Annotated in this window: 18 protein-coding genes, 2 tRNA genes and 3 rRNA genes; 13 read left to right on the forward strand and 10 right to left on the reverse strand. The window is 46.7% G+C overall.

Features of this window, described 5'->3' with window-relative positions; genetic code table 11:
* Positions 1 to 54: 54 nt before the first annotated feature.
* The 8 genes from ACH3Y6_RS06895 (at position 55) to ACH3Y6_RS06930 (ending at position 8,888) form a co-directional block, all read left to right on the forward strand.
* Positions 55 to 801, forward strand: a complete 747-nt coding sequence (locus ACH3Y6_RS06895; RefSeq protein ID WP_490834863.1) for a hypothetical protein — start codon at positions 55 to 57, stop codon at positions 799 to 801.
* A gap of 10 nt (positions 802 to 811) precedes the next feature.
* On the forward strand, positions 812 to 1,573 hold the full coding sequence (gene truA / locus ACH3Y6_RS06900; protein ID WP_490834864.1) for a tRNA pseudouridine(38-40) synthase TruA: 762 nt from the start codon (positions 812 to 814) through the stop codon (positions 1,571 to 1,573).
* 698 nt (positions 1,574 to 2,271) lie between these two features.
* Positions 2,272 to 3,798 (forward strand): 16S ribosomal RNA (locus ACH3Y6_RS06905).
* 82 nt (positions 3,799 to 3,880) lie between these two features.
* Positions 3,881 to 3,954, forward strand: a tRNA-Ile gene (locus ACH3Y6_RS06910).
* Between the two features lie 15 nt (positions 3,955 to 3,969).
* A tRNA-Ala gene (locus ACH3Y6_RS06915) sits at positions 3,970 to 4,043 on the forward strand.
* A gap of 264 nt (positions 4,044 to 4,307) precedes the next feature.
* Positions 4,308 to 7,106: ribosomal RNA gene (locus ACH3Y6_RS06920) — 23S ribosomal RNA — on the forward strand.
* Positions 7,107 to 7,185: 79 nt separating this feature from the next.
* Positions 7,186 to 7,296 (forward strand): 5S ribosomal RNA (gene rrf, locus ACH3Y6_RS06925).
* The 16S, 23S and 5S rRNA genes sit together here with 2 tRNA genes alongside, the layout of an rRNA operon.
* 314 nt (positions 7,297 to 7,610) lie before the next feature.
* Positions 7,611 to 8,888 carry a sensor histidine kinase gene (locus ACH3Y6_RS06930; protein WP_490834865.1) on the forward strand — a complete coding sequence of 426 codons (1,278 nt, stop codon included), beginning with the start codon at positions 7,611 to 7,613 and terminating at the stop codon, positions 8,886 to 8,888.
* A gap of 17 nt (positions 8,889 to 8,905) precedes the next feature.
* Here ACH3Y6_RS06930 and ACH3Y6_RS06935 read toward each other — a convergent pair whose 3' ends face one another.
* From ACH3Y6_RS06935 to ACH3Y6_RS06960, 6 genes are all read right to left on the reverse strand, one after another.
* The gene (locus tag ACH3Y6_RS06935; RefSeq protein ID WP_490834866.1) at positions 8,906 to 9,787 is read right to left on the reverse strand and encodes an aldo/keto reductase; all 882 of its coding nucleotides are present in this window, start codon (positions 9,785 to 9,787) and stop codon (positions 8,906 to 8,908) included.
* Positions 9,788 to 10,112: 325 nt separating this feature from the next.
* The gene (gene rbp, locus ACH3Y6_RS06940) at positions 10,113 to 10,511 is read right to left on the reverse strand and encodes an RNA-binding regulator (RefSeq protein ID WP_490834867.1); all 399 of its coding nucleotides are present in this window, start codon (positions 10,509 to 10,511) and stop codon (positions 10,113 to 10,115) included.
* Between the two features lie 393 nt (positions 10,512 to 10,904).
* Positions 10,905 to 11,351, reverse strand: a complete 447-nt coding sequence (rplI, locus tag ACH3Y6_RS06945; RefSeq protein ID WP_490834868.1) for a 50S ribosomal protein L9 — start codon at positions 11,349 to 11,351, stop codon at positions 10,905 to 10,907.
* An 82-nt stretch (positions 11,352 to 11,433) separates the two neighbouring features.
* Positions 11,434 to 11,697, reverse strand: a complete 264-nt coding sequence (rpsR, locus tag ACH3Y6_RS06950) for a 30S ribosomal protein S18 (RefSeq protein WP_161819566.1) — start codon at positions 11,695 to 11,697, stop codon at positions 11,434 to 11,436.
* A 2-nt stretch (positions 11,698 to 11,699) separates the two neighbouring features.
* On the reverse strand, positions 11,700 to 12,053 hold the full coding sequence (gene rpsF / locus ACH3Y6_RS06955) for a 30S ribosomal protein S6 (protein ID WP_490834869.1): 354 nt from the start codon (positions 12,051 to 12,053) through the stop codon (positions 11,700 to 11,702).
* A gap of 170 nt (positions 12,054 to 12,223) precedes the next feature.
* The gene (locus ACH3Y6_RS06960; protein WP_490834870.1) at positions 12,224 to 13,255 is read right to left on the reverse strand and encodes an endonuclease/exonuclease/phosphatase family protein; all 1,032 of its coding nucleotides are present in this window, start codon (positions 13,253 to 13,255) and stop codon (positions 12,224 to 12,226) included.
* A 162-nt stretch (positions 13,256 to 13,417) separates the two neighbouring features.
* On the opposite strand from ACH3Y6_RS06960, the gene ACH3Y6_RS06965 reads away from it, so the two are divergent.
* The 3 genes from ACH3Y6_RS06965 to htpG all read left to right on the forward strand — a co-directional run bounded on the left by ACH3Y6_RS06965 (position 13,418) and on the right by htpG (position 19,297).
* Positions 13,418 to 15,985, forward strand: coding sequence for a TonB-dependent receptor (locus tag ACH3Y6_RS06965; protein WP_490834871.1), 2,568 nt, complete (start codon positions 13,418 to 13,420; stop codon positions 15,983 to 15,985).
* Positions 15,982 to 17,322, forward strand: a complete 1,341-nt coding sequence (locus ACH3Y6_RS06970; RefSeq protein WP_490834872.1) for a DUF5689 domain-containing protein — start codon at positions 15,982 to 15,984, stop codon at positions 17,320 to 17,322. The genes ACH3Y6_RS06965 and ACH3Y6_RS06970 overlap by 4 nt, the downstream gene beginning before the upstream one ends.
* 124 nt (positions 17,323 to 17,446) lie before the next feature.
* The gene (gene htpG / locus ACH3Y6_RS06975) at positions 17,447 to 19,297 is read left to right on the forward strand and encodes a molecular chaperone HtpG (RefSeq protein ID WP_490834873.1); all 1,851 of its coding nucleotides are present in this window, start codon (positions 17,447 to 17,449) and stop codon (positions 19,295 to 19,297) included.
* Positions 19,298 to 19,415: 118 nt separating this feature from the next.
* Here htpG and recJ read toward each other — a convergent pair whose 3' ends face one another.
* Both recJ and ACH3Y6_RS06985 read right to left on the reverse strand, forming a co-directional pair.
* Positions 19,416 to 21,113: a single-stranded-DNA-specific exonuclease RecJ gene (gene recJ, locus ACH3Y6_RS06980; protein ID WP_490834874.1), complete on the reverse strand. Its 1,698-nt coding sequence runs from the start codon at positions 21,111 to 21,113 to the stop codon at positions 19,416 to 19,418.
* Entirely contained in the window at positions 21,113 to 22,075 is a 963-nt protein-coding gene (locus tag ACH3Y6_RS06985) for a polyprenyl synthetase family protein (protein WP_490834875.1), read from the reverse strand. Before ACH3Y6_RS06985 ends, recJ begins: the two co-directional genes overlap by 1 nt.
* Before the next feature lie 203 nt (positions 22,076 to 22,278).
* On the opposite strand from ACH3Y6_RS06985, the gene ACH3Y6_RS06990 reads away from it, so the two are divergent.
* Positions 22,279 to 23,808 carry an OmpA family protein gene (locus tag ACH3Y6_RS06990; RefSeq protein WP_490834876.1) on the forward strand — a complete coding sequence of 510 codons (1,530 nt, stop codon included), beginning with the start codon at positions 22,279 to 22,281 and terminating at the stop codon, positions 23,806 to 23,808.
* Between the two features lie 98 nt (positions 23,809 to 23,906).
* On the opposite strand, the gene hxpB is transcribed toward ACH3Y6_RS06990, so the two are convergent.
* Positions 23,907 to 24,569, reverse strand: a complete 663-nt coding sequence (gene hxpB / locus ACH3Y6_RS06995; RefSeq protein WP_490834877.1) for a hexitol phosphatase HxpB — start codon at positions 24,567 to 24,569, stop codon at positions 23,907 to 23,909.
* A 128-nt stretch (positions 24,570 to 24,697) separates the two neighbouring features.
* Between hxpB and ACH3Y6_RS07000 the strand changes: the two genes are divergently transcribed.
* The gene (locus tag ACH3Y6_RS07000; RefSeq protein ID WP_490834878.1) at positions 24,698 to 25,465 is read left to right on the forward strand and encodes a lysophospholipid acyltransferase family protein; all 768 of its coding nucleotides are present in this window, start codon (positions 24,698 to 24,700) and stop codon (positions 25,463 to 25,465) included.
* A gap of 85 nt (positions 25,466 to 25,550) precedes the next feature.
* Here ACH3Y6_RS07000 and ACH3Y6_RS07005 read toward each other — a convergent pair whose 3' ends face one another.
* Entirely contained in the window at positions 25,551 to 26,066 is a 516-nt protein-coding gene (locus ACH3Y6_RS07005; RefSeq protein ID WP_490834879.1) for an acyl-CoA thioesterase, read from the reverse strand.
* Between the last annotated feature and the right edge of the window lie 12 nt (positions 26,067 to 26,078).

A 26,078-nucleotide genomic window follows, 5' to 3' on the forward strand; every position in this document is an offset into this window, starting at 1 on the left:
ATGGGGTAAAGGCGTAATGCCTGAATTAAGTAATTTCGTGCAAATCATTGCAGCATGCCCATCCTCAAAAAGACTATCCTTCTTCTCTTTATTTGCTTCGGGCTGCTGTGCGCAACTGTTGCTGAGGCCCAGCCAACGGGTTTTGTCTATCTACAGACAGAAAATAACACTACCTGCCAGGTACGCTGGAATGGCAATACCTACCAGTCCTCATCCACCGGCCACCTTGTGATTCCGCAGATGCCGGCCGGGGAACATTTGCTGCAGGTCGATTTTCCTTCCAGTCTTGGCAATGGATATACTTTTACGATCCGCCTGGCCGACAAACCCCGGGCTTTCTTCCTCCGCCAGGCTGTAAACAACCGGTGGATCCTGGTTGATATGATTGATCTGAGTCAGCTTGCAGGTAAAGAGATCCTGCCGACACCTAATAACCAGCTGGTCTTTGAAGAATGGATACCGGCAAAACCGGAGAAGAAAACGGCTGAGCCTCTGGCACAGAAACGTTCTGAATTACCGCTTGTCCAAAACAGGACCAGGGAAACCGCTGTGGTCAGAAAGCCATTGCGGGAAAAAGTTCAGGACATCAAAAAAATATTCGACAGGGGCAGTGTTGCGGGTATCGACCAGGTATATGTTATCATTACCGGTAATCGTTCTGATACCATTGCGCTGTTTATCCCCGTATTACAGGAGCCGGATCGTCAGATGGCTGCAGTTTCAGGGCCGGTGGAGAAACTGGGCAAGGGGAGCCCTTCTGTAAGCGGACAATGGTTCACGAAACCCGAAATCACGTTTTAAAACCGATCCCATGCCCCGTTATTTTCTGGAACTTACCTACAAAGGCACGGCATACAGCGGTTTTCAGGTACAGGATAATGCCGCAACGGTGCAATCGGAACTGGAAAAAGCCCTCCAGGTACTTTTCAGGGAGGCATTCAGTCTGACAGGCTCCTCACGCACAGATGCCGGGGTACATGCCAACCAGAATTTCTTCCATTTTGATACGGGATTAGCTATCACGCACCGGAACGTGTATAATCTGAATGCCATTTTACCCCCGGATATTGCGGTAAAGGGTATCTACCCGGTGCCTGAAACAGCCCATTGCCGTTTTGATGCGGTAGCCAGGGAGTACAAATACTATATTTTTCAGCATAAGAATCCGTTTTTGGCTGATAGGGGCTGGTTGTACCCATATCCATTGGATAGGGATGTTTTGCAGCGGGGGGCTGATATAATCCGTGGTTACCGCGATTTCACCAGTTTTTCCAAGCGGAACACCCAGGTAACCAATTTTAACTGCACTATCGAAACGGCTCGCTGGTATTGGGAGCAGGATCGGTTAGTTTTTGAAGTGAAGGCCAATCGCTTTTTAAGGGGCATGGTAAGGGGGCTGGTGGGCACCCTGTTAAAGCTGGGCCGAGGGCAGATCAGTGAGGCAGAACTGGAGAGGATCATAGAAGCCAGGGATTGTTCGCAGGCGGATTTCACTACACCTGCACAGGGACTTTTTCTGAACCGCGTTTTCTATAATGATCAATTGAGCCTATTACTGACCACTACTGTGTAAAAAACCTTTGATCAATAGGGGATATTCACTACAGCTGAATCTGTTTACAGGCATAGAGGATTTTTGGGAAAGGAGATGTAGCCGGGGAAAACCGTAAATTTTTTTATCAGTCGAAACCCTTACTGCCATTGGGTTTTAACAATAGCTCTGAAATAAGTTGTGAAAAAGATTTGGAGATAAGGATTCCGGGGTTATCTTTGCAACCCGCTTTTAGAAAAAGAGGATGTTCTTTGCAGGATTCACGAACAACAGAAAACAAAAATTTTCTGGTTTTTTAGAAGAAAAATTTGGTGGTTACACTAACAGTCATATCTTCGCCGCCCGTTCAACAAAACGGTTGTTCATTGAAGAAGAAACGAGGAGAGAAAAAGAAAAATTTTGAATAAAAATTTGGTGAGTTAAAAAAGCCTCTTATCTTTGCAACCCGTTTGAAAAAAACGGAAGTTCTTACACAGGTTTTTACAACGAAAAAAGTTTGAAATTTCTTCAAATAATTTTGGTTGATAAAATAAAGGCTCTTACCTTTGCAACCCCAATAAAAAGGGAGGCTAAGTAAAGCCAAAAGATCTTTGAAAGTTTGGAAACAACAGCAGCATAAAATTTGAAATTTTATGGTAAGATTTACGCTATCAAAAAATAACAACATATCCGACGTTAATTTCGATTAATTGAGATTATAGTCAGATCAAACAACATTTACAATGGAGAGTTTGATCCTGGCTCAGGATGAACGCTAGCGGCAGGCTTAATACATGCAAGTCGTGGGGCAGCGCAGGTAGCAATACTGGGCGGCGACCGGCAAACGGGTGCGGAACACGTACACAACCTTCCGAGAAGTGGGGAATAGCCCAGAGAAATTTGGATTAATACCCCGTAACATAACGATGTGGCATCACATTGTTATTATAGCTTCGGCGCTTCTTGATGGGTGTGCGGCTGATTAGATAGTTGGCGGGGTAACGGCCCACCAAGTCTACGATCAGTAGCTGATGTGAGAGCATGATCAGCCACACGGGCACTGAGACACGGGCCCGACTCCTACGGGAGGCAGCAGTAAGGAATATTGGTCAATGGACGCAAGTCTGAACCAGCCATGCCGCGTGAAGGATTAAGGTCCTCTGGATTGTAAACTTCTTTTATCTGGGACGAAAAAAGGCGATTCTTCGTCACTTGACGGTACCAGATGAATAAGCACCGGCTAACTCCGTGCCAGCAGCCGCGGTAATACGGAGGGTGCAAGCGTTATCCGGATTCACTGGGTTTAAAGGGTGCGTAGGCGGGCAGGTAAGTCAGTGGTGAAATCCTAGAGCTTAACTCTAGAACTGCCATTGATACTATCTGTCTTGAATATTGTGGAGGTAAGCGGAATATGTCATGTAGCGGTGAAATGCTTAGATATGACATAGAACACCTATTGCGAAGGCAGCTTACTACGCATATATTGACGCTGAGGCACGAAAGCGTGGGGATCAAACAGGATTAGATACCCTGGTAGTCCACGCCCTAAACGATGATTACTCGACATTTGTGATACACTATAAGTGTCTGAGCGAAAGCATTAAGTAATCCACCTGGGAAGTACGACCGCAAGGTTGAAACTCAAAGGAATTGGCGGGGGTCCGCACAAGCGGTGGAGCATGTGGTTTAATTCGATGATACGCGAGGAACCTTACCTGGGCTAGAATGCTGGGAGACCGAGAGTGAAAGCTCTTTTTGTAGCAATACACTGCCAGTAAGGTGCTGCATGGCTGTCGTCAGCTCGTGCCGTGAGGTGTTGGGTTAAGTCCCGCAACGAGCGCAACCCCTATCAGTAGTTGCCAACAGGTAATGCTGGGAACTCTACTGAAACTGCCGCCGTAAGGCGTGAGGAAGGAGGGGATGATGTCAAGTCATCATGGCCTTTATGCCCAGGGCTACACACGTGCTACAATGGGCAGGACAAAGGGCTGCAACATAGCGATATGAAGCCAATCCCAAAAACCTGTTCTCAGTTCAGATTGGAGTCTGCAACTCGACTCCATGAAGCTGGAATCGCTAGTAATCGTATATCAGCAATGATACGGTGAATACGTTCCCGGACCTTGCACACACCGCCCGTCAAGCCATGGGAGCCGGGTGTACCTAAAGTCGGTAACCGAAAGGAGCTGCCTAGGGTAAAATCGGTGACTGGGGCTAAGTCGTAACAAGGTAGCCGTACCGGAAGGTGCGGCTGGAATACCTCCTTTTAGAGACGGTGTAAATCGTTGTTGTTGTTTCCAACTCTTTCAATTTTTAAGCTCTTTAACAAGTACTGTTAGTACCCGAATCAGACCCGTAGCTCAGTTGGTTAGAGCGCTACACTGATAATGTAGAGGTCACCAGTTCAACTCTGGTCGGGTCTACTAATAACAACAGCGGGGGGATTAGCTCAGCTGGCTAGAGCACCTGCCTTGCACGCAGGGGGTCAACGGTTCGAATCCGTTATCCTCCACATTTAAGTACTAAGTATACAATGATGTGGGTGCAGCGTACAAGTTAAAGTAAAGTTCTTTCAAACAATAGATGTAGGCATAAGGCCTGGAGGTTCATAACCTTAACATCTGCCATTTAATTGAGAATTTAAAAGGCGAAATTCAAAATACGTTTTGACTTTTCACTTTTGACTTTTGAATTATTTAGCTCTTTGACATATTGGGAAAGCGAAATCAATTACAAGAAGGTTATGATTATATGCAAGATCATAACTGACAAATTTTTTAAAGCAAATAAGGGCGCATGGTGAATGCCTAGGGTCTGAGAGGCGATGAAGGACGTGGTAAGCTGCGATAAGCTACGGGGAGATGCACACGATCGTTATATCCGTAGATTTCCGAATGGGACAACCCGTTACGCTGAAGGCGTAACACTCGAAAGAGAGCCAACCCCGAGAACTGAAACATCTAAGTACCGGGAGGAAAAGAAAACAACAGTGATTCCCCAAGTAGTGGCGAGCGAAAAGGGAAAAGCCCAAACCAGGTCGGCGTGCCGATCTGGGGTTATAGGACCACATTTAGAAAGCGTTATCAAATCGAATCAACTGGAAAGTTGAGCCATAGCAGGTGATAGCCCTGTAGATACAAATTAACGTGGACGAGTGGTATCCTGAGTAATGCGGGACCGGAGGAATCTTGCATGAAGTTGCCAGCACCATCTGGTAAGGCTAAATACTCCTCAGACACCGATAGTGAACCAGTACCGTAAGGGAAAGGTGAAAAGCACCCCGAACAGGGGAGTGAAATAGTACCTGAAACCGTGCGCCTACAAGCGGTCGGAGCTCAGCAATGAGTGACGGCGTGCCTTTTGCATAATGAGCCTACGAGTTACTCCTGACTGGCGAGGTTAAGTTCTTATTTAACGGAGCCGAAGCGAAAGCAAGTCCAAATAGGGCGATTAGTCAGTCGGGGTAGACGCGAAACTTTGTGATCTATCCATGGGCAGGTTGAAGTTCTGGTAACACAGAATGGAGGACCGAACCCGTTGACGTTGAAAAGTCTTGGGATGACCTGTGGATAGGGGTGAAAGGCCAATCAAACTGAGAGATAGCTCGTTCTCCCCGAAATGTTTTTAGGAACAGCCTCGGATATAGAAGTATGATAGAGGTAGAGCTACTGATTGGGCTAGGGGGCTTCACCGCCTACCAAACCCTGACAAACTCCGAATGCTATCATATATCTCCGGGAGTGAGGCTGCGGGCGCTAAGGTCCGTGGCCGAGAGGGAAATAACCCAGATTAGCAACTAAGGTCCCTAATACATGGTTAAGTTGATCAAACGAGGTGGGATTTCTATAACAGCCAGGATGTTGGCTTGGAAGCAGCCATTCATTTAAAGAGTGCGTAACAGCTCACTGGTCGAGAGATCCTGCACGGAAAATAATCGGGCATCAAACCATGAACCGAAGTTCTAAATTCTAGCTTGCTAGAGTGGTAGGGGAGCATTCAAATCTGCACAGAAGGTGTACGGCGACGTATGCTGGAGCGATTTGAAAAGAAAATGTAGGCATAAGTAACGATAATTAAAGTGAAAAACTTTAACGCGAAAAGTCTAAGGTTTCCTGATCAACGTTAATCGGATCAGGGTTAGTCTGGTCCTTAGGAAAACCCGAAAGGGGTATCTGATGGAAAGCTGGTTAATATTCCAGCACCTACTATGCATTAAAAGTGACGCAGGGACGTGGTGGTTGCGTACGGACGGAAGTGTACGCCTGAGTGGAGTCTTCGGACAAAGCGAAATCATAAAATCCCTGCCAAGAAAAGCGAGCATAGCAGCCAGTACCGGAATCCGACACAGGTAGACGGGATGAGTATTCTAACGCGCTCGGGTGAGCCGTGGAGAAGGAACTAGGCAAATTAACGCTGTAACTTCGGGATAAAGCGTACCGTAGCGATACGGTCACAGTAAAATGGTTCAACCAACTGTTTAACAAAAACACAGGGCCCTGCAAAAACGTAAGTTGACGTATAGAGCCTGAAACCTGCCCGGTGCTGGAAGGTTAAGGAAGGGTGTTCGGCGCAAGCCAAAGCTCCTGACTGAAGCCCCAGTAAACGGCGGCCGTAACTATAACGGTCCTAAGGTAGCGAAATTCCTTGTCGGGTAAGTTCCGACCTGCACGAATGGTCTAATGAGTTGAACACTGTCTCCTCCACGAGCCCGGTGAAATTGTAGTATCGGTGAAGATGCCGGTTACCCGCCACGGGACGGAAAGACCCCGTGAACCTTCACTACAACTTTGCATTGATTTTGAGCAACAAATGTGTAGGATAGTTGGGAGACTTTGAAGCAGTGTCGCCAGGCATTGTGGAGTCATCGTTGAAATACCAACCTTTTGTTGCTTAGAACCTAACCCCTTGCGGGGGACATTGCATGGTGGGTAGTTTGACTGGGGTGGTCGCCTCCTAAAAAGTAACGGAGGCTCGCAAAGGTACCCTCAGTACGGTTGGTAATCGTACGAAGAGCGCATTAGTAAAAGGGTGCTTGACTGTGAGACAAACACGTCGAGCAGGAGCGAAAGCTGGCTAAAGTGATCCGGTGGTTCTGTATGGAAGGGCCATCGCTCAAAGGATAAAAGGTACTCCGGGGATAACAGGCTGATCTTACCCAAGAGCTCATATCGACGGTAAGGTTTGGCACCTCGATGTCGGTTCGTCACATCCTGGGGCTGGAGAAGGTCCCAAGGGTTCGGCTGTTCGCCGATTAAAGTGGCACGTGAACTGGGTTCAGAACGTCGCAAGACAGTTCGGTCCCTATCTGTGGTGGGCGCTAGTAAATTGAGTGGACATGTCCTTAGTACGAGAGGACCGGGACGTACGTGCCGCTGGTGTATCTGTTGTGCCGCCAGGTGCAATGCAGAGTAGCTACGCACGGCAAGGATAAACGCTGAAAGCATCTAAGCGTGAAACCTTCCACAAGATGAGTTTACTTTTAAGGGTCGTCAAAGACTATGACGTTGATAGGCTATAGGTGTAAAGTTGGTAACAACAAAGCCAAGTAGTACTAATTGCCCGTAAGCTTTATTTTTTTTCTTGTAATTCTTCTAGCTTCCCAATATGTAACTTATTTAAGTGTTGAGTATTTGTACTCATACTTATGAAGATCTTATGGTGGTTTTGCCGGGGGTGTTCACCTCTTCCCATTCCGAACAGAGAAGTTAAGTCCCCCATGGCCGATGGTACTCGCATTACGCTGGGAGAGTAGGTAGCTGCCATATTTATTGAACCCGATCAGTTTACTGATCGGGTTTTTTTTTGCAAACTATTGAAGTAATTTCTCTTGATGCACTAATGCCACTGCAACTAAAGCCGGTGAAATGCACATGAATTAAATTACGGATAACTTCTTATTTTTCTTTTATGACATCGCATGATGCCATACCTGCCAAACTGCTTATGGAATCGGTGAAAGGGCTTAGAAAATAGCTGGAGCAATGTCTCCATATTAGCTTTATCAGGTATCTTGTTATCATAATTTGCCAGTGATACTGATTGCTGCTAATTTAGTAAATAATCCAATTTTTCATTTTTGATGGTCAGATTCTTAGGTAATAACCTGCAACGTTTCCTGAAAATGGGAATGGAACATGAGCGTACTTTCATCGACGGGCAGAAGACCTATATGTTCAACCTGTTCAGTATGATTGCCTGGCCGTTTGCTGTGCTGTCACTGATCTTTAACCTCTACTGGCAGGCGTATATACCCGCTTCGTTCAATGTAGTGCAGATAATCATTTTTACTTTCGGATTCTATATATCTTATTCCGGTAAATGGCGAAACCTTCGGGCTCAGCTGCTGATACTTGTAGCAGCCATCGCTGTTGCTAACGGTTACTTTTATAAGGCCGGGAGCGAATACCGCCTGATGGTAATGATGCTCGCTGCCCTCATTTTTTTTGATACTCACTGGAAATACTTTCTGTTCTCATTTCTACTTTGTTTGGGATTTGTATGGCTGCGCCTGGAACACCTTCCTGTACAGGGAATGGATAAGCTGGAAAGAATAGCCACCGGACTGAAAATATTAGTGCCACTTTGTTTGTTCATCATGTCTCTGTACTATTTCAAACATCTCTATTTTAAAAACCACACGCAACTGGAAATATCGAATACCGAACTTTCCATAGCAAAAGAACAGAAAGAGAAAATTCTCAATACAGTAGCACATGACCTGCGAAGTCCTATCAATAATATTTCTGCGATCTCACAGCTGATGCTGGGCGATGAACAACTGTCTGCTGGTCAGAAAGAAATGCTGACACTGATCCTGCATTCTTCCAAAAGTTCACTGGTATTGATTAATGACCTGCTTACCAAAACAGATGCACTTAATGATAACATGTTGTTGCAGCAAATAGACCTTACTGTACTGGTAGCACAAACGGTTGCCTTGCTCGAATTAAGTGCAGCCAAAAAAAATATCCGTATCCAGTCTGATAAGGATTCTCAGGAATTGCCTGTAAACATGGATGCGAATAAAATCGAACGGGTAATTACGAACCTGATAAACAACGCCATCAAATTCAGCCCGGCAGATTCTGTTATTGAGGTACTGGTACGGAAAGACCGTAAAGAGGCTTTGCTGGTTGTTGCAGACCAAGGTATCGGTATTGCAAAGGCCGACCAGGGAAAAATATTTGATATGTTTACAAATGCACGAAGAAAAGGCACGGAAGGAGAAGTAAGTTATGGTATCGGCCTCTCTATCTGTAAACGGATCGTTGAACAACACGGTGGAACCATTTCCCTGGAAAGTGAAGTAAACAAAGGAACACGTTTTTTTGTCCGTCTGCCTCTGGTACAATCCTAAAAACTTTCTGCTTGATCTTAGGCAACATCTTCTCCGGTGGAAGCGGCCAGTAACCGGAACCAGTCTTCCCTTTCCAGCCTGATGGAGGCAGCAGCTTTGGCCTGAAGCAATCTTTCGATTTTGGTGGTTCCGATAACCGATTGTATACCGGAAGGATGTGTGTGCAGCCAGGCAAGTAAAATTTCATTCAATCCTGTATTATATTTTTCTGCCAGTTCATTTGCGGCAAGAGAAATGGCCCGAAAACGGGGGTGACTGTCATCTGTGAACAGTCCTCCTCCCAGTGGTGCCCATGCCATGGGGATGATCCGGTGCCGCATACAGTTTTCCAGGGTACCATCAGTCAGTGACCTGGTCTGCATCAGTGAGATCTCTACCTGGTTGTATTCAATTAGCGTGTATTTGGCCAATAGATCAACCTGGTGTGGCAGGAAATTGGACACACCAAAAGATAGTATTTTGCCCTGTTCTTTCAGCATTTCAATGGCTTCTGCTATTTCTGACGGATCGAGTAAGGGATCGGGACGATGTATGAGCAGCACATCAAGGTAGTCGGTAACCAGATTTTGCAGCGAGTGTTCAACGGAACGGATGATGTGCTGTCGGGAGGTATTGTACGATTTGATGCTGTGTTCCGGCCGGTTGGGACTGATCATCTGGATCCCACATTTGCTGATCAGCTTCATATGATGCCGGAGCGAGGGGCTTTCCTTTATGACTTCACCAAATTCCGCTTCCGTAGTGTAATCACCGTATATATCGGCATGATCGAAAGTAATAATACCATACTGGAGGCAGGTCTCGATCATTTCGCGGTATTGTGTGGTGCTGAAGTTGGCACCCCAGACACCCCAGCGCATAACGCCGGCTACGGGTGAAGTGATGGCTGTGTTTTTCATATACCAAATATAGGAAACCGGGATCAGCTGGCTTTGATGCGAATCACTGATGGATGATCGCCGGTGTTCGGAAGAAAATTCTGTATAATACTGTTACCAGTCCCTTTTGCCGCGCCCTTCAGGACTAAAGTCCAATCTACTCTTTAGAAAACATCCTTTCCACGCCCTGAAGGGCGCGGCAAAGGCAAAAGACGCAGCAAGCTAACAAAACAAAGCCAGTTTACTGTTCCGGATACCTATGGTGGATGACCGACACAAAGTTAAGGCGAGGCATAAAAAAAGTCCGGCGTACCGGACTTATGTTAGTTGTGGTTGTTTTTTGGGATTAATACCTGTTACCGTATCCGCCGCCATTACCACCACGATCGCGGTTGTATCCGCCACCGTTGCCGCCACGGCTTCCACCACCACCGTAACCGCCACGGCTTCCGCCGCCACCACCGAAGCTCTTCTTCTTGAAGCCGCCTCTTTCGCCTTCTGGGCGTGGTGTAGATTCGTTCACAACGATCTTACGACCCAGAACTTCTGTGTCGTGCAGTGCTGCGATAGCCGCTTTGGCAGCGTCATCATCAGCCATTTCAACAAAACCGAAACCTTTGCTGCGGTCATTGTTGAATTTGTCGGTAACGATCTTTGCACTGGTTACTTCTCCGTACGGGGTAAACAGGTTTTGCAGGTCTTCGCTGGACATATTCCAGTTCAGATTTCCAACGTAAATGTTCATGTTCTTAAAAAAATTAAATGATCAAAAACCAATGAGTAAAACAGTAACCAAAAACCTCGAAGCATTTACGTTTAAAACCTTCTGGAATATGGAAGAACTGTCATTGGACTCCCGAAGATAGGGATTTTGTTGAATTGCCCTATTTTTTTTGATTTTTTACCAGGAACTGCCTTCTCCGCACAAATTCAGGTTTTTGGGTAGTGGAAAATCCTGGATGGACGCTTATTTATAACTGGTATAAGATCAGATTTCGGTAGTTCTGGTTGTTTTTTCTGTGGACCAGGGAATGGGACCCTGAAGGGAGTGACACAACCGGAGTTGCTGTTTGTGTGGGTGTATGGACAAAAAAAAGCCTGTTCCGAAGAACAGGCTTTATCAGTTTAGTGGGATTAATTACTCTGCAACTACTTCAAAATCAATTTCAACCACGTTTCCGTTGCCAAAATCAATGCTTGCTTTGTGTGTACCCAGTTCTTTTACTTCGTCAACGATAGAGATACGCTTGCGGTCGATCTCGTAACCTTTCTGGTCGCGGATGGCGCGTGCGATCTGTAAAGAGGTAACGCTACCGAAAATCTTTCCGCTGGTACCGGTTTTAGCACCGATAGAAACTGCAGAAGCTTTCAGCACTTCGATCACTTTATTGAGTTCGGCCAGCATCAGGGCTTCTTTCTTGGCGATCACTTTCAGACGCTCTTCGTGTTGTTTCAGGTTGGCAGGACTGGCTTCAATAGCGAATTTCTGAGGGATCAGGTAATTACGGGCATAACCATTTTTAACGGTTACCAGTTCATTACGGCCACCCAGATTATCTACGTCCTGGATTAAGATTACTTGCATGTTTGTTGTTTTAGTCCCCAAGAGCCCAGTCTTTCCGACTGTCTCACGCCCGGGCGTGATTAGGGAAGGTTACTAATGATGATTATTTCAATAAGTCAGTTACATAAGGTAACAAAGCCATCTGACGGGCTTTCTTTACCGCGTCCTGAACTTTACGCTGATACTTCAGAGAGTTACCGGTCAAACGGCGTGGTAACAGTTTACCCTGCTCGTTGATGAATTTCTTCAGGAACTCGATGTCTTTGTAGTCAACGTATTTGATGCCATATTTTTTGAAGCGGCAGAATTTTTTCTTGGGCTTCTCCTGTTTGATGGCGGTCAGGTATTTGATTTCGTTCTTTGCCATGATTAAGCCTCCTGTTTGTCTTGCATTGCAAATCCGCCATTTCTTTTCACGTGGTTGTACTCGACGGCGTATTTATCGAGACGGGTGATCATGTGGCGCATGATCTGCTCATCGCGCAACATCTGGATCTTCAATTTTTCGTTGATCTCTGAAGGACCCTGGAATTCCAACACCCAGTAGATACCGGTTGTCTTCTTCTGGATAGGGTAAGCGAGGGATTTTAAGCCCCATGGGTTGCTGTGCACGGTAGCACCACCCAGTTCGGCGATCAGGTCGGCATACTTTTTCTGAGAAGCCTTGAAATCTTCTTCAGACAGTACCGGCGTAAAGATCACCATCAATTCGTAACTGTTCATTACCTGAATTTTTAGGTTTTAAATTTGGTTTCTCCCAATGGTCATCCGCGGGGCGGAAGAATCTGCCAAAACAGATTTGGGGCTGCAAAAGTAGTGAAAAACCGGGAGTTTATGGCAGGAAATTCCGGCTTTTTTGGGGCGGGAGGTCTTAATTTACTGAATTTTCCGTCTTATTTTAAGTTTTTTAGTAATACGATATAGGTGGGGAAGTGGTCACTATACCCTCCCCGGTAGTTGTTACCGTCCCAGGTACGCATGGGATAACCTTTGTAACGCCCGGAAAGCTCTTTCAGGTAGCCAGGACTGAACACCTGTCGGCTATGGAAGAAAAAACCGGTTGCCTGAGGTGGCAGCCAGGAATGGGAGAGCAGAATCTGGTCGAAAAGCCCCCAGCTGTCCAGGTTGGCCAGGGTGCCAATGCCCCGGCTATAGAGTTCGGCCCAGGGGTTGAACAATTCCCCGGGTCGGGTCTGGTTGATAGCGGACCGGGCTCCCAATGAACGGGTAATGCTGGGACTGTCGGGGTCATCGTTCAGGTCGCCCATGAGGATGATCTTGGCTTCAGGAGTTTTTTGCTGCAGCGTATCAATATGTTTCCTGCAGGTGAGTGCCGCCTGTTCACGGGCGGGAGAACTTCTTTCTTCACCGCCGCGCCGGCTGGGCCAGTGGTTTACATAAACATGGATCCGTTCCCCGGCCAGCCAGCCTGTCACATACAGGATATCCCTGGTAAAAAATGCCTCTTTGCTGTTGTTGGGAAGCTGTATCTCTAATTTCTCTGCTTTTTCAGGCGTGAAAATGGAGGGATTGTAAAGCAAAGCTACATCAATGCCCCTGGCATCACGGGAATCGTAATGAATCACCCGGTAATGTCGCTGTACCAACAAAGGGTGGTGAGTAAGATCATACAGCACGGTATCATTCTCTATCTCAGCCACGCCCAGTAATGCAGGCCCGGAAGGAGTGGTTTCTTTACCGATCTGGCTGATAACGGTAGCGAGTTTTTCCAGTTTGTCGAGATAGATATTTCTTGTGTAATGTTTGATACCCGAAGGGGTGAAGTCATCATCGTTCACTAAGGGATTATCGATGGTGTCGTATAAATTTTCGAGATTGTAAAATGCAACCACACAGGCTTTATATCGCTGTGCCGGTGCGGGTGTTTGGCAGATCAGCCATAACAGGAAGAGACCATATTTCATGGAATGGTTTTTAATAAACCTACAGTGACTTTACCAGCTTTGGTAGCGTATTTACCGCAATCTTCACTTATTCACTTGCTTTTATTAGTACCGGCAATTATTTTAGCACTGTCTGTCTCCTGCATTGCATTCCCCGTGTGAAATAGGTAAAACAGTTCAGCCATGTTACGATTACTATGGCCCTTACTGTTGCTATGTGTTGGCAACAACATGCATGCGCAGCGGTATCATCGGCCAGACAAAGAAAAAAACAGGTTTACAGACAGTACTGCTGCTTCGTTGTTGAAGGAGAACCAATGGTACGATCTGCCCATCATCACCCTGAATGAAACAGAACGTGCAGCGGGAGACGGTGTTTTTGTACCAGGTCTCCTGACGGCAAACAGGGATGTATTGTACACGATGGCAGCTTTTCACTTTTCTGTGAAGCGTTTTCGTTTGCGCGGATATACTTCGGATATGTCTGGCGCACAGATCAACGGTCTTCACCTGAACGATCCGGAAGATGGGTACCCACAGTGGACAGTCTGGTCAGGACTGAATGAAGTGACCAAAAACAACCGTGTGATACTGGGTGCGGGTACTGCAGAGTTGGGATTTATCAACCTGGGTAATACCATGCAGATGGATTTGCGCGCTTCGCGGCAAAGAGAACAGTTATTATTCAGTACCACTTTTAGCAACCGGATGTTCCGCAGGCGCATTTCATTTACCCGAAACAGGAGCTTTAATAAAAAAGGCTGGGCATCTGCTTTTTCTGTTAACTGGCGGGGAGTGGGAGAAAGCCATTTTCCCGCAACGGATCAGGAGGGGAGTGGTTACTATTTTGCACTTGACAAACAAACCCGGGAGGGGCACTTACTCTCAATGGTTATGCTGGGCAATGCGGTAACCACTGCCCGTCAGGGGCCGGTACTGAAAGAGTCAATGCAGCTGAACGGTAATGCTTTTTATAATCCTTACTGGGGATGGCAGGGTGATAAAAAAAGAAATGCCAATAGCAACCGGTCGCACCTGCCGATGCTGATATTCTCGGATGAGTATCATCCCGATAACCAATCTGTATATACAGTCTCTTTGGGATTGATGTCGGGAAGCAGAAGTGCTACCGCCTTGGATTGGTACAATGCGCCCGATCCAAGGCCTGATTATTACCGGTACCTGCCCTCTTATCAGACAGATACCTTGCTTAGGAGCCTGGTGGCAGAAGAGATACAGGATCAACCATCATTGTTACAGATTAACTGGCATCGGTTATATGATGTGAACAGGAACAGCCGGGAGACGCTGCAGGATGCAGATGGTATCAAGGGTAATCTATTCTCCGGCTTACGGGCACATTACCTGTTGGCGGAAAGGGTAACCGATACCAGGAAAGCTGAACTCAGTATGGCTTATGCAGCCCGCATCAGCAATTGGGTCACAATCAATGCGGATGCTTACCTGCAATGGCAGCAAACGCATCGGTATAACAGGATCCGGGACCTGCTGGGAGCTGAGTACTCGGTTGACTGGAACACATTTGCAGAAAATGATTACCCGGGAAATGCTAACGCCATTCAGAACGACCTCAATCATCCGAACCGGGTATTGCGGGAGGGGGACAGGTATGGGTACGATTATCTCGTGAGCACTACCCGGGCCGGAATAACAGGGACGGTAACAACATCCTGGCAAAAAATGGATGGGTTTACCGGTGTATCCCTGTCAACTACGGAGTATACACGGGAAGGTAACCTGCGGAATGGGTTATTTCCATTTCAATCTTATGGGAGATCGGCAACGCTGTCATTTACCAATCTGTCTGTCAAGACGGGGATCAACTATAAGATCAATGGCCGTAAATACCTGTACCTGCAGGCAATGGCAATGAGCAGGGCACCCTTCTTTGATAATATTTTTATCTCGCCCAGGACAAGGGATACCCAACAGGAAAGGGTGACCAGTGAAACAATACTTACTGCTGAAACAGGGCTTATTCTGAATTCACCTAAACTGAAATTCAGGTTTTCTACCTATATCACCGAACAGAATGATGGTATGAATGTGCTTACTTTCTACCACGATGCGTACCGGAATCTGGTTAATTATGCTTTATCAGGGATCAGTAAAATTCATTATGGAGCCGAACTGGGAGCTGAATACAAACTAACCGGAAAATGGATGGTTCAATTGGGTATTTCCACAGGTCGTTACTATTACAGCAGCCGGCCTGCTTTTTCAGTAACGGCCGATAACGATGCTTTTGTGCTGGAGAAAGGACAGGTGTACATGAAAAATTTCCGTGTGGAAGGAACGCCACAGGAAGCTTATGGTTTGGGGCTTAGCTACCAGCACAACAGTAGCTATCTGAACCTGTTTGCCAGCTATTTCAGAGAGCACTGGCTGGCATTCAACCCTATACGGCGTACTTATCAGGCAATGGAAAATGTGGTTGAGGGTTCGGAACAATGGTCTCGCATGATCGCACAGGAGAAATTACCGGATCAGTTGACCCTGGATCTGTCGGGGGGGTGTTCTTTCCGCTTGCGGTTGCCGGGTAGTCAGCATTTTCAGACCATCCTTTTATATGTTGGAATAAATAACCTGCTAAATAAAAAAGATATCCTGTCCGGCGGGTATGAACAACTTAGGTTTGATACTGATACCAAGCAGGTGGACAAATTTCCCCCAAAATATTTTTATGCTATGGGATTGAATTATTCTGTAAATCTTTCCTTTCGGTTATGACAAAGAAACAACAGTATAGGATGTATATCTGGAGTGCATATGTTCTGTTTTGCCTGCAGTGCAATAAAAAATTCGATGAGCCCCCTGTCTACCAGGGACCGGATATACATCCCAATACAAGCATTCGTGAATTGCGTAACAGGCATACGCCGGGAAACTTTGAGTACCTTACCGAAGACCAGGTGATAGAAGGTATTGTGGTGGCAGATGACAGCCGGGATAATTTTTATAAATCGGTGGTAATACAGGATAGCACAGGAGGCATTACCATCCGCCTCGACGGGTTTGGCCTGTACACCGATTATCCTGTAGGCAGAAGACTGGCTGTAAAACTCAAAAACCTTTGGATGGGCGATTACGCAGGCATGGTGCAGTTGGGTGCAGGTGTGGATCGTTCCGTTCCCGCATATCCGGAAATAAGGCCCATACCTGTGCCTCTGTTCAACCGTTTCCTCGTAAAAAAGGAATTGAATCAGCCCGTTATTCCCAAACAGGTAAGACTGTATGAACTGGCTGACTCGTTGCAGAGTTGCCTGGTCAGGATCGATCAGCTTGAGTTTGCTGTAAACGATACCGGTAAGACCTATGCGGATATGGTAAACCGGATGTCTTCGAACCTGACGGTAAAAGCCTGCGGCGGTGGTAGTGCTTATGTCCGTACCAGTGGTTTTGCCAGGTTTGCGTCTGCCCGTGTTCCCAGGGGCAATGGAAGTATCACGGCCATATACAGTGTATTCCGTTATGATAAACAATTATTGATACGGGATACTTCAGATGTACAGCTGACCGGCTTGCGTTGCCGCCCTCCGGGTATCAAAGAATTGCTGGTAGAGGATTTTGAACAGCAGGCAAATGGTATTGTACAGGATCATGGCTGGAAAACGATCGCAGAATCGGGGGATCAACTTTTTCTCATCAATACGATGCAGAACAACCGGTATGCCGAAATCAGCGCTTTTGCCACCGGTAAACCGGTCGTGATATCCTGGCTGATCAGTCCACCGGTGAACCTGTCGAACTCGGCCAACGAGATCCTTCGGTTTGTTACCAAAGACGGATACGATAACGGGGCCACCCTGCAGGTGCTGGTATCGGGTAATTATGACGGGGCCAATACACCCTGGAAAGCCCGATGGACCCCCTTGCGGGCGCTCATGGCCAAAGGATCTGTGTCAACGATCAATCCTGGCTGGGTGTCTTCCGGAGATATCAGTCTCTCTGCTTTCTCGGGCACGGTTCATCTGGCTTTCCGCTACGAAGGGGGCGATCCGGTATCCGTTTTTGACCGTCGTACCACCCGCTTCCTGCTGGATGAAGTCAGGGTACTGGGTAACTGAATACCTGCATTTTTTTCCTGCCAGAACGAAATAATCCCCTTTACAGGGCAGCAGGGGCTTGTCAACCTGTCAGCATGGGGTCGTTTGGTATTTAATTTGTTCATTTGCAGCCAAAACGAGTACTATGCAAAAAGGCCAGATACGGGTTCAGACCGAGAACATTTTTCCCATCATCAAGAAATTCCTATACAGCGACCATGAGATCTTCCTGCGCGAGCTGGTAAGCAATGCGGTTGACGCATCACAGAAATTGAAGACCCTTTCGTCCATTGGTGAAGCCAAAGGAGAACTGGGGGAATTGAGAATTGATGTGGTACTGGATGCCAAAGAGAAAACCCTCAGCATTATTGACCGTGGTGTGGGTATGACTGGTGAAGAGGTGGACAAATACATCAACCAGGTTGCTTTCAGCGGTGCGGAAGAGTTTATGCAGAAATACAAGGATGCGAATATTATCGGGCATTTTGGTCTGGGATTCTACAGTTCTTTTATGGTGAGTGATAAAGTGGAGATCTACACCAAGAGTCATAAGGAAGGCAGTGGTGTTTACTGGAGTTGTGATGGAAGTCCCGAATTTGAATTATACGATGTGGATTATAACCAGCGTGGTACCAAGATCGTATTACACATCAATGAAGAGAGCAAAGAGTTCCTGGAAGCCGGAAGGATCCGCAGTATCCTGGAAAGGTTCTGTAAGTTCCTGCCCATCGCCATTTATTTCTCCGAGGAAGGAGAGAAAAAAGAAGGCGAAGAGAAGCCGATTAACAATACCGATCCAATCTGGGTTAAAAAACCTTCCGAATTACAAAAAGAGGATTACGAGAAATTCTACAAGGAATTATATCCTTTCAATGAAACACCATTGTTCTGGATACACCTGAATGTGGACTATCCGTTCAACCTGACCGGTGTATTGTATTTCCCCAAGATCAAACAGAGCTACGAGATACAGAAAGATAAGATACAGTTGTACTGTAACCAGGTATTTGTGACCGATGAGGTAAAAGACATTGTACCGGAATTCCTGATGTTGCTGCAGGGGGTGATCGATAGTCCGGATATACCGCTGAACGTGAGCCGAAGCTACCTGCAGGGCGATCCGAATGTGAAAAAGATCAACGCTCATATCACCAAAAAAGTGGCCGATAAGCTGGATGAGATCTTCCGTACAGAAAGGAATTCGCTCGAAGAAAAATGGGAAAGCCTTGGCTTATTCGTTAAGTATGGAATGATGACTGACGATAAGTTCCTGGAGAAAGCCAACAAGTTCCTGGTGATGGAAGATACTGATGGTAAGTTCCATACACTGGAGGAATACAAAATGGCTACCGAAACCTTACAGAAAAACAAAGATGGCAAACAGGTGATCCTTTACACCACCCATCCTGTTCAGCAGGATGCTTATATCCAGGCATGTAAATCGAAGGGATATACCGTAGTGAAGATGGAGACGCTGGTAGACGCGGCATTCATCAATACCATGGAAATGAAATGGGAGAACGTAAGTTTTGTCCGCGTGGATGCGGATATCGTGGACAACCTGATTGACAAGCAGGATACGCAGGATACGGTATTGAGTAAGGATGACGAAACCAGGCTGAAAGACCTGTTTGTTCTGCAGATTGATAACCTGCATGTGACTACGGAGATCAAGGGACTCAGCCCGGAATCTGCCCCGGTGATTGCTACACGTCCAGAGTTCATGCGGCGTATGAAAGATATGGGTGCTGTGGGTGGCGGTATGACCGCTTTTTATGCGCAGATGCCGGATGAAGTGACCCTGACCGTAAATGGTAACCATCCCATTTACCAGAGCCTGTTACAGGAAAAGAACGCCGATCTGCAGCAGAAGCAGGTGCGTAACCTGGCAGACCTGGCGTTGTTGTCGCAGGGATTGCTGAAAGGAAATGAACTCACCAATTTTATCAACCGAAGTGTGGAGTTGCTGCAGGGTGAGATGAAGGAGAATGCTTAACTGATACTTACTGTAAAAGCTGCTTATCGTTTGGTAAGCAGCTTTTTTATTGGCTCGTAAATAGTTGGGTATCTATATCTAATCAATGCTACCGAGAGAATACGATCGCATGTTGGTTTTAGGCTGAGAGCCGTAAATCAATCATCTTCAGCTGTAAACTGGTTTCGCCGTTCCATACATTTTCATCTATGGTGAAGACGATGTTGAGCGGTTTTTGTTCCTGGAGCAGTGTGAATTTATCGGCCATATTAAAACCAATACCGGTAAAACTGATGTTGTTTTGCTTCAGCACAAAACGGATATGCTGTTCCTTCACAATTTTGGAGAAACCTGTGTCGATCACATTGCGGGCAATGAATACCGGCCGCATATTGTCGGGTCCGAATGGCTCCATCTGTGAAAGGATGCTGAAAAAAGAAGGGGTGATGTCTGCAAAACTGATCTCGGCATCAATGATGATCTCCGGTATGAGCAGGTCATCGGTGATAAGTTTGTTCACTTCCCGTTCAAAAGCCTCGGCAAAGCTGGCCACGTTTTCGGGTAGCAGTGTCATACCCGCTGCGGCAAAGTGACCGCCATAGCCCAGTAGGTGTTCACGACAGGCATGGATGGCTTCGTACAAATTGAAGCCTGCTACGCTGCGGGCACTCCCGGCAACATAATCCCCGCTCAGGGTCAACACGATGGTAGGTCGGTAATAGGTCTCTATCAAACGGCTGGCCACAATGCCAACCACGCCTTTGTGCCAATGTTCCTGGAAAACCACGGTGGTCTTGCGGGTATCAGCATGCGGGTCCTGGCGGATCAGTTCCAGGGCCTCCTGGGTAATGCTGCTGTCGGCTTCTTTACGGTCGGCATTGTCGCTGTGCAGCATTTCTGCAAAAGCGAGAGCTTTACTGTAATCTTTTTCGATGAAGAGTTGTACTGCTTTGCGGGCATCGTCCATCCTGCCGGCGGCATTCACCCTGGGGGCAATTACAAATACGAGATTGGTAATGTGCATCTGTTTTTGCACACCGGCCAGTTGCATCAGCGCTTTGATGCCGGCACAGGGGTTTTCGTTCACTTTCTGTAAACCAAAATAAGCCAGCGCCCTGTTCTCGCCGGTGATCGGAACAATATCTGCTGCAATGGCTGTTGCAACCAGGTCCAGGTAAGCGAGATAGGATTCATCGGGCAATTCCAGTTTTTCAGCGAGTGCCATCATCAGTTTAAATCCCACGCCGCAGCCGCAGAGCTCTTTGTAGGGATATGGGCAATCGGCCTGCTTGGCATTGAGGATGGCCACAGCCGGAGGAAGTTCCTTATCGGGCAGGTGGTGGTCGCAAACAATAAAATCTATACCGAGTGTTTTTGCATAACTGATCAGGTCTACTGACTTGATGCCACAGTCAAGAGAAATGATCAGGGTAAAACCGTTTTCTTTGGCAAAATCGATCCCCATTTTTGAGACCCCATATCCTTCCCGGTAACGGTGCGGGATATAAAAATCCGTATCGCTGTAAATAGCATGGATGAACTGGTACATACTCGCTACCGAAGTGGTACCATCCACGTCATAATCCCCGAACACGAGTATCTTTTCTCCCTTTTCAAATGCCGAAAGGATACGTTCCACCGCTTTGTCCATATCTTTCATCAGCCAGGGTGAATGGAGGTCGGTAAGTTGGGGACGGAAATATCTTTTGGCCTTGTCAAAGTCATCAATGCCTCTTTGAACAAGTATCTTACATAAAACAGGATTGATTTTCAGGGCATCCCTGAGTGAAGCCGTTTTTTCATCGCTGGCCTGTAGTATGTTCCATCTTTTTTGCATCAGTAGGCTCTGTCGGTTGTGTAGCGAACCAGCTCTTCCAGGGCATTGCGTACATCCGATTCGGGGAACTGGTGAAGAACTGCCAGGGCTTCGTCGCGGTAGGCATACATTTTTTCAGTAGCGTAACGGATACCGCCTGACCTGTTGACTTCATCCAGTACAAACTGTACCTTCTGTTTGTCTGTACTGTCGTTCTTGACAATATGGATCAGTTTCCGCCGCATCTCGGGAGAGGTATTATTGAGCGTATAGATCAAAGGGAGGGTCAATTTCTTCTCTTTGATGTCATTGCCGGTAGGTTTGCCCACATCCTGCGAACCATAATCAAAAAGGTCGTCTTTGATCTGGAAGGCCATGCCCACTTTTTCGCCGAATAATTTCATCCGGTTCACATCTTCCGCATTGTAGAACGTGGTGGAGGCTCCGGAAGCACAGGCTGAAGCCAGTAACGACGCGGTTTTCCCTTTGATGATCTCGTAGTATATATCTTCTGTAAGGTTCAGTTTCCTTGATTTTTCGAATTGTAACAGCTCACCTTCGCTCATCAGCCGGAAAGCTTCGGTGAGGATCTCGAGCACCATATGGTCCTTATTATTGAGCGATAACAGCAGCCCTTTGGCAAGCAGGTAATCACCCACCAGGATGGCAATTTTGTTTTTCCAGAGGGCGTTTACCGAGAAAAACCCCCTTCTTTCCATCGAGTCATCCACCACATCATCATGCACAAGTGTGGCCGTATGTACCAGTTCCACCAGGGAGGCTGCCCGGTAACTGCTTTCATTCACAGGCCCGCCCAGCTTGGCGCTTAATAGTACAAACATGGGCCGCATCTGTTTTCCCTTCCGTTTGACGATATATTGCATGACCCTATCCAGCAGTGCAACCCTGCTTTTCACAGCTTCTTTAAAGTGTGATTCGAACATATTAAGTTCCTCTGCGATAACCTGTTTTGCTAATTTCATGGTGCGAAATATGGTGCAATATAAGATTGATATCAGCAATAAAACCCCCTGAAGCAGCGTTAATTGAATTGCTGCGGTCTTTACGTAGCATTAATACCTGATAATTTTGGCCTAAAAATTGCATGAATGATTCATAATGCATAATTTTGCTATGTTTCTCCCCCCCAAGAAATGATTATTCACTTTTACTAATAAATATCTATATGGCAAGCAAAAAGTACATTTTAGTTGCAGCGCTGATCGTTCTGATACAGTCGGTCGGCCTAGCTCAGACAGATTGGGGTTGGGACTGGAAGGACACTTCCAAAATCGCAGTGAAAAATCTGCCCCAGCACAATGAGTTTTTAAACAACCAATACCCTTACCCGGCACGTCCGCGTGACCAGTGGGAACTGGGATTTGGTGCAGGTATCAGCTCCATCAGGGGCGATGTAAACGGTAAAACAGGTTTTGGTGCTAACATTACCCTTCGTAAGGCGCTGAGCCATGTGTTTTCCATCAGGACTGGCCTGACCGGTTTATGGAACTCTGGTTCTCCCAATGCCTATGGTATTGCTACAGGACAGGTTGACTACAAAAACAGAACCTACCAGTTGAGTTTTGATGTACTTACCTCATTGAACGCCGCTAGCAATTACAGAGGAAACCCTAAAACCAATGTTTACCTCGTTACAGGTTACAGCCTGAATGCAGCCCTTGTTCAATACAAAGGTTTACCAGGCGCACAACCGGGAGGTTACAATTATTTCTATGGACAAACTGGTGTGAATGGTCAAAACAGCCAGTCAGGACTTATTGGAACATTTGGTGGTGCTACTATCAATAACCGCCATGCGTATGCACTCTTCCATGGTATCAACCTGGGTGCAGGTATTGCTTTCAAACTGTCTAACAAGGTGAACATCGGCCTTGAGCAGAAATACACCTTCACTGCTCCCGGATATGATTACCTGGATGCTTACAAAGGCGGTAACAGCAATGATTTCTACTCTTACACCAGTGCAAGACTGAATATCAATATCGGTAACAAGTCTAAGAGAGTGGAACCTTTATACTGGCTCAATCCAAACAACTTTGTTTACAGCGAGCTGAACTCACCCAAGCACATGAAAATGCCTAAAGTGGTATTGCCTGACGCAGATGGTGATGGTGTAACTGACCAGTTCGACCTGGAGCCAAACACTCCGAAAGGTGCACCGGTTGACAGCCATGGTGTTTCTAAAGATACCGACGGTGATGGTGTTCCTGATTTCAAAGACAAAGAAGTACTGACTCCGAAAGCTTGTTTCCCTGTGAACAACGATGGTGTTGGCAGCTGTCCTGAACCAGCATGTTGCAAAGAAATCAAAGACATGATGGCTAACTGGAAACCAGCTGAAAAAGAGTGTGCCATTGGCAACCTGCCCAGCATCCAGTTCAAAGGCAACGCTAAACTGAGCAAAGCTGCACAAACCGCTCTGGCTTCTGTAGCTGCTAAAGTGAACGCTAACCCTACTTGTAAAATCAAAGTGATCGGTTACGGTGCTTCCAGTAAATCTGCTCAGCAGCTGAGCTGGGAAAGAGTAAACGCTGTTATCAAATACCTGGTTGAAAAGCAAGGTGTTTCTGAAAGCAGACTGTTGTTCGTGTATGCACAGGATGGCGATGCCAATACTGTAGACTTACAGGGAACTACAGAAGAAGGTCCAAATACCGTACCTGCTCCACATCCAAACCTGAGAAGCAAGCACTAATTGCTGGCATTCTTTTGATAATAAAACGCCCCGCTGATTTTTCAGCGGGGCGTTTTATTTAATGAGTGAATGAGTGAATGATAGGATGAGTGAATGGGTTAGGGGGTCAGGAGGTTGAAGTGCAGTTCTCCGAAATTCTGGAGGGAGGAAAGTTTCAGGTCAGCGGCACCCCATTTTTCTTCTTTGGCCTGTGAAATATGCCGAACGATCACGCATTTCATGCGAGCTGATTTAGCGGCGATGAGGCCGTTGAAAGAGTCTTCGAAACAGATACATTCCGTTGGCTGACTCTTCAGCTGCTCCGCGCAATTCAGGTATACCTGCGGATGTGGTTTACCGTGGGGCAGGTTTTCAGCAGAAGCAGTGGCCTGCAGGTATTTACCGATACCGGTCATCTTCACTACCAGGTCTATCAGGGCCGGAGGGGAGGAAGTGGCCAATCCGATCTTAAACGACTTGCGGGCGAAGAATTCAAAAATATAGGGTACACCGGGCATGATGGTGCCTTTTCTTTCTATTTTATCCAGTACGCTGTATACAATCTGTTTTTCAGCTCTGGCCAGCTCTGCTTCACCGATATTGAAGTAAGAGAACCACCAGTGGACAAACTCTTTGGTACGCAGGCCTGTTGTGGTTTTGTATTGTTCTTCAGTAAGGTTTACACCATATTGGCGGAACACTTCCGCTGCTGCTTCATTCCAGAGGGGTTCACTGTCGATCAGTAAACCATCAATATCAAAAATCACCGTGTTCAGTTCCATATAGCTTTTTTCAGACCGCAAATGTATTATCCGTGTGCTTAGTATGCAGCCTTCGGGTCGCTTATTTTTAAACAATCGGCCCGTATATTTCCTAATTCCTTATTTTGCAAAGCTTGCAATACCCCCTTATGAAGATAATTGAACGTCTTAAGTACATCAGGATACTTCGGTCATTGGTCTATGGATCGGTGGGGCTGATTACTTATCCAGGCCTGGCCATGTTCAATAGGATCCGTATTGAAGGAACAGAGCACCTGCGGGAGCTTCCCCGGAAAAATGTTCTTTTTGTAAGTAACCACCAGACCTATTTTGCGGATGTGATCGCGTTCATCCATATTTTCTGTGCAGTAAAATGGCGGAAAAAGAACAGGTTAGGTATTCCGTATTACCTGTTGAACCCTTTTACCAATGTATATTTCGTGGCGGCGGAAGAAACCATGAACGGCAGCTGGATCAGCCGTTTCTTCAAGCTGGCGGGTGCATTGACTGTAAAAAGGACCTGGCGGGCTGAAGGAAAGGATATCAGCCGTGAGCGGGACGATTCGGATACCTGCAAAATTGACCAGGCCCTGCATAAAAGCTGGGTTATCACTTTCCCGCAGGGAACCACAAAACCTTTTGCACCCGGCCGGAAAGGCACCGCACATATCATCAAGAACAACCAGCCCGTGGTGGTGCCGGTTGTGATCAATGGTTTTTGGCGGGCGTTTAATAAAAAAGGACTGTCTTTCAAAAAAAGAGGATCCCAGTTATCCATCCGTTTTAAAGAACCCCTGGTGATCGATTATGGCAAGCCGGTAGAAGAGATACTGGAACAAGTGATGGAAGCTATAGAACAGAGTAAGAACTATATGCTTCGCAGTAAACACCACATCATGCATTTGCTGGATAAATAGCCGCAGTATTCAGATATGCGAACGCCTTTGTGTTACCCGGGAATATCCCTGCAGCATACACAAAGGCGTTTTTTATTTAGAACCGTTAGTCCTTAAAGAAAATTGCTTTCAGCTCACTGGCATCATGCGGAGCCATTTTACCGGCCAGTACCAGGCGCAGCTGCCTCCTGCGCATAGCGCCATCATACAAACGCTGCTCTTCCTCTGTTTCAGGGATCACGGGTGGGACTTTTCGGGGCTTCCCGTTGGGATCCAGAGCCACAAAAGTGAAGAAAGCTTCATTGCTTTCGTACTTATACTGATGCAGCAGGTCCTCCCCCCATACGCGTATGTTGATTTCCATGGAGGTGTTAAATGCCCGGCACACTTTGGCTTCTATGCGCACCACATTCCCCAGTTTGATAGGGTTCTTAAAACTCAGGTTATCTACCGATGCCGTCATGCTCGGGGTATTACAATGCCTGCCGGCCGCAATACCGGCGGCGATATCCATCCAGTACATCAAACGCCCCCCCATCAGGTTACCAAAAGTATTGGTATCGTTGGGCAGTACCAGTTCGTTCATGACCACAAAACTCTCGCTTGCTTTTTTGGGTTCCATTGATTCAGTTTG

This window comes from Sediminibacterium sp. FW305-C-269, assembly GCF_058231045.1.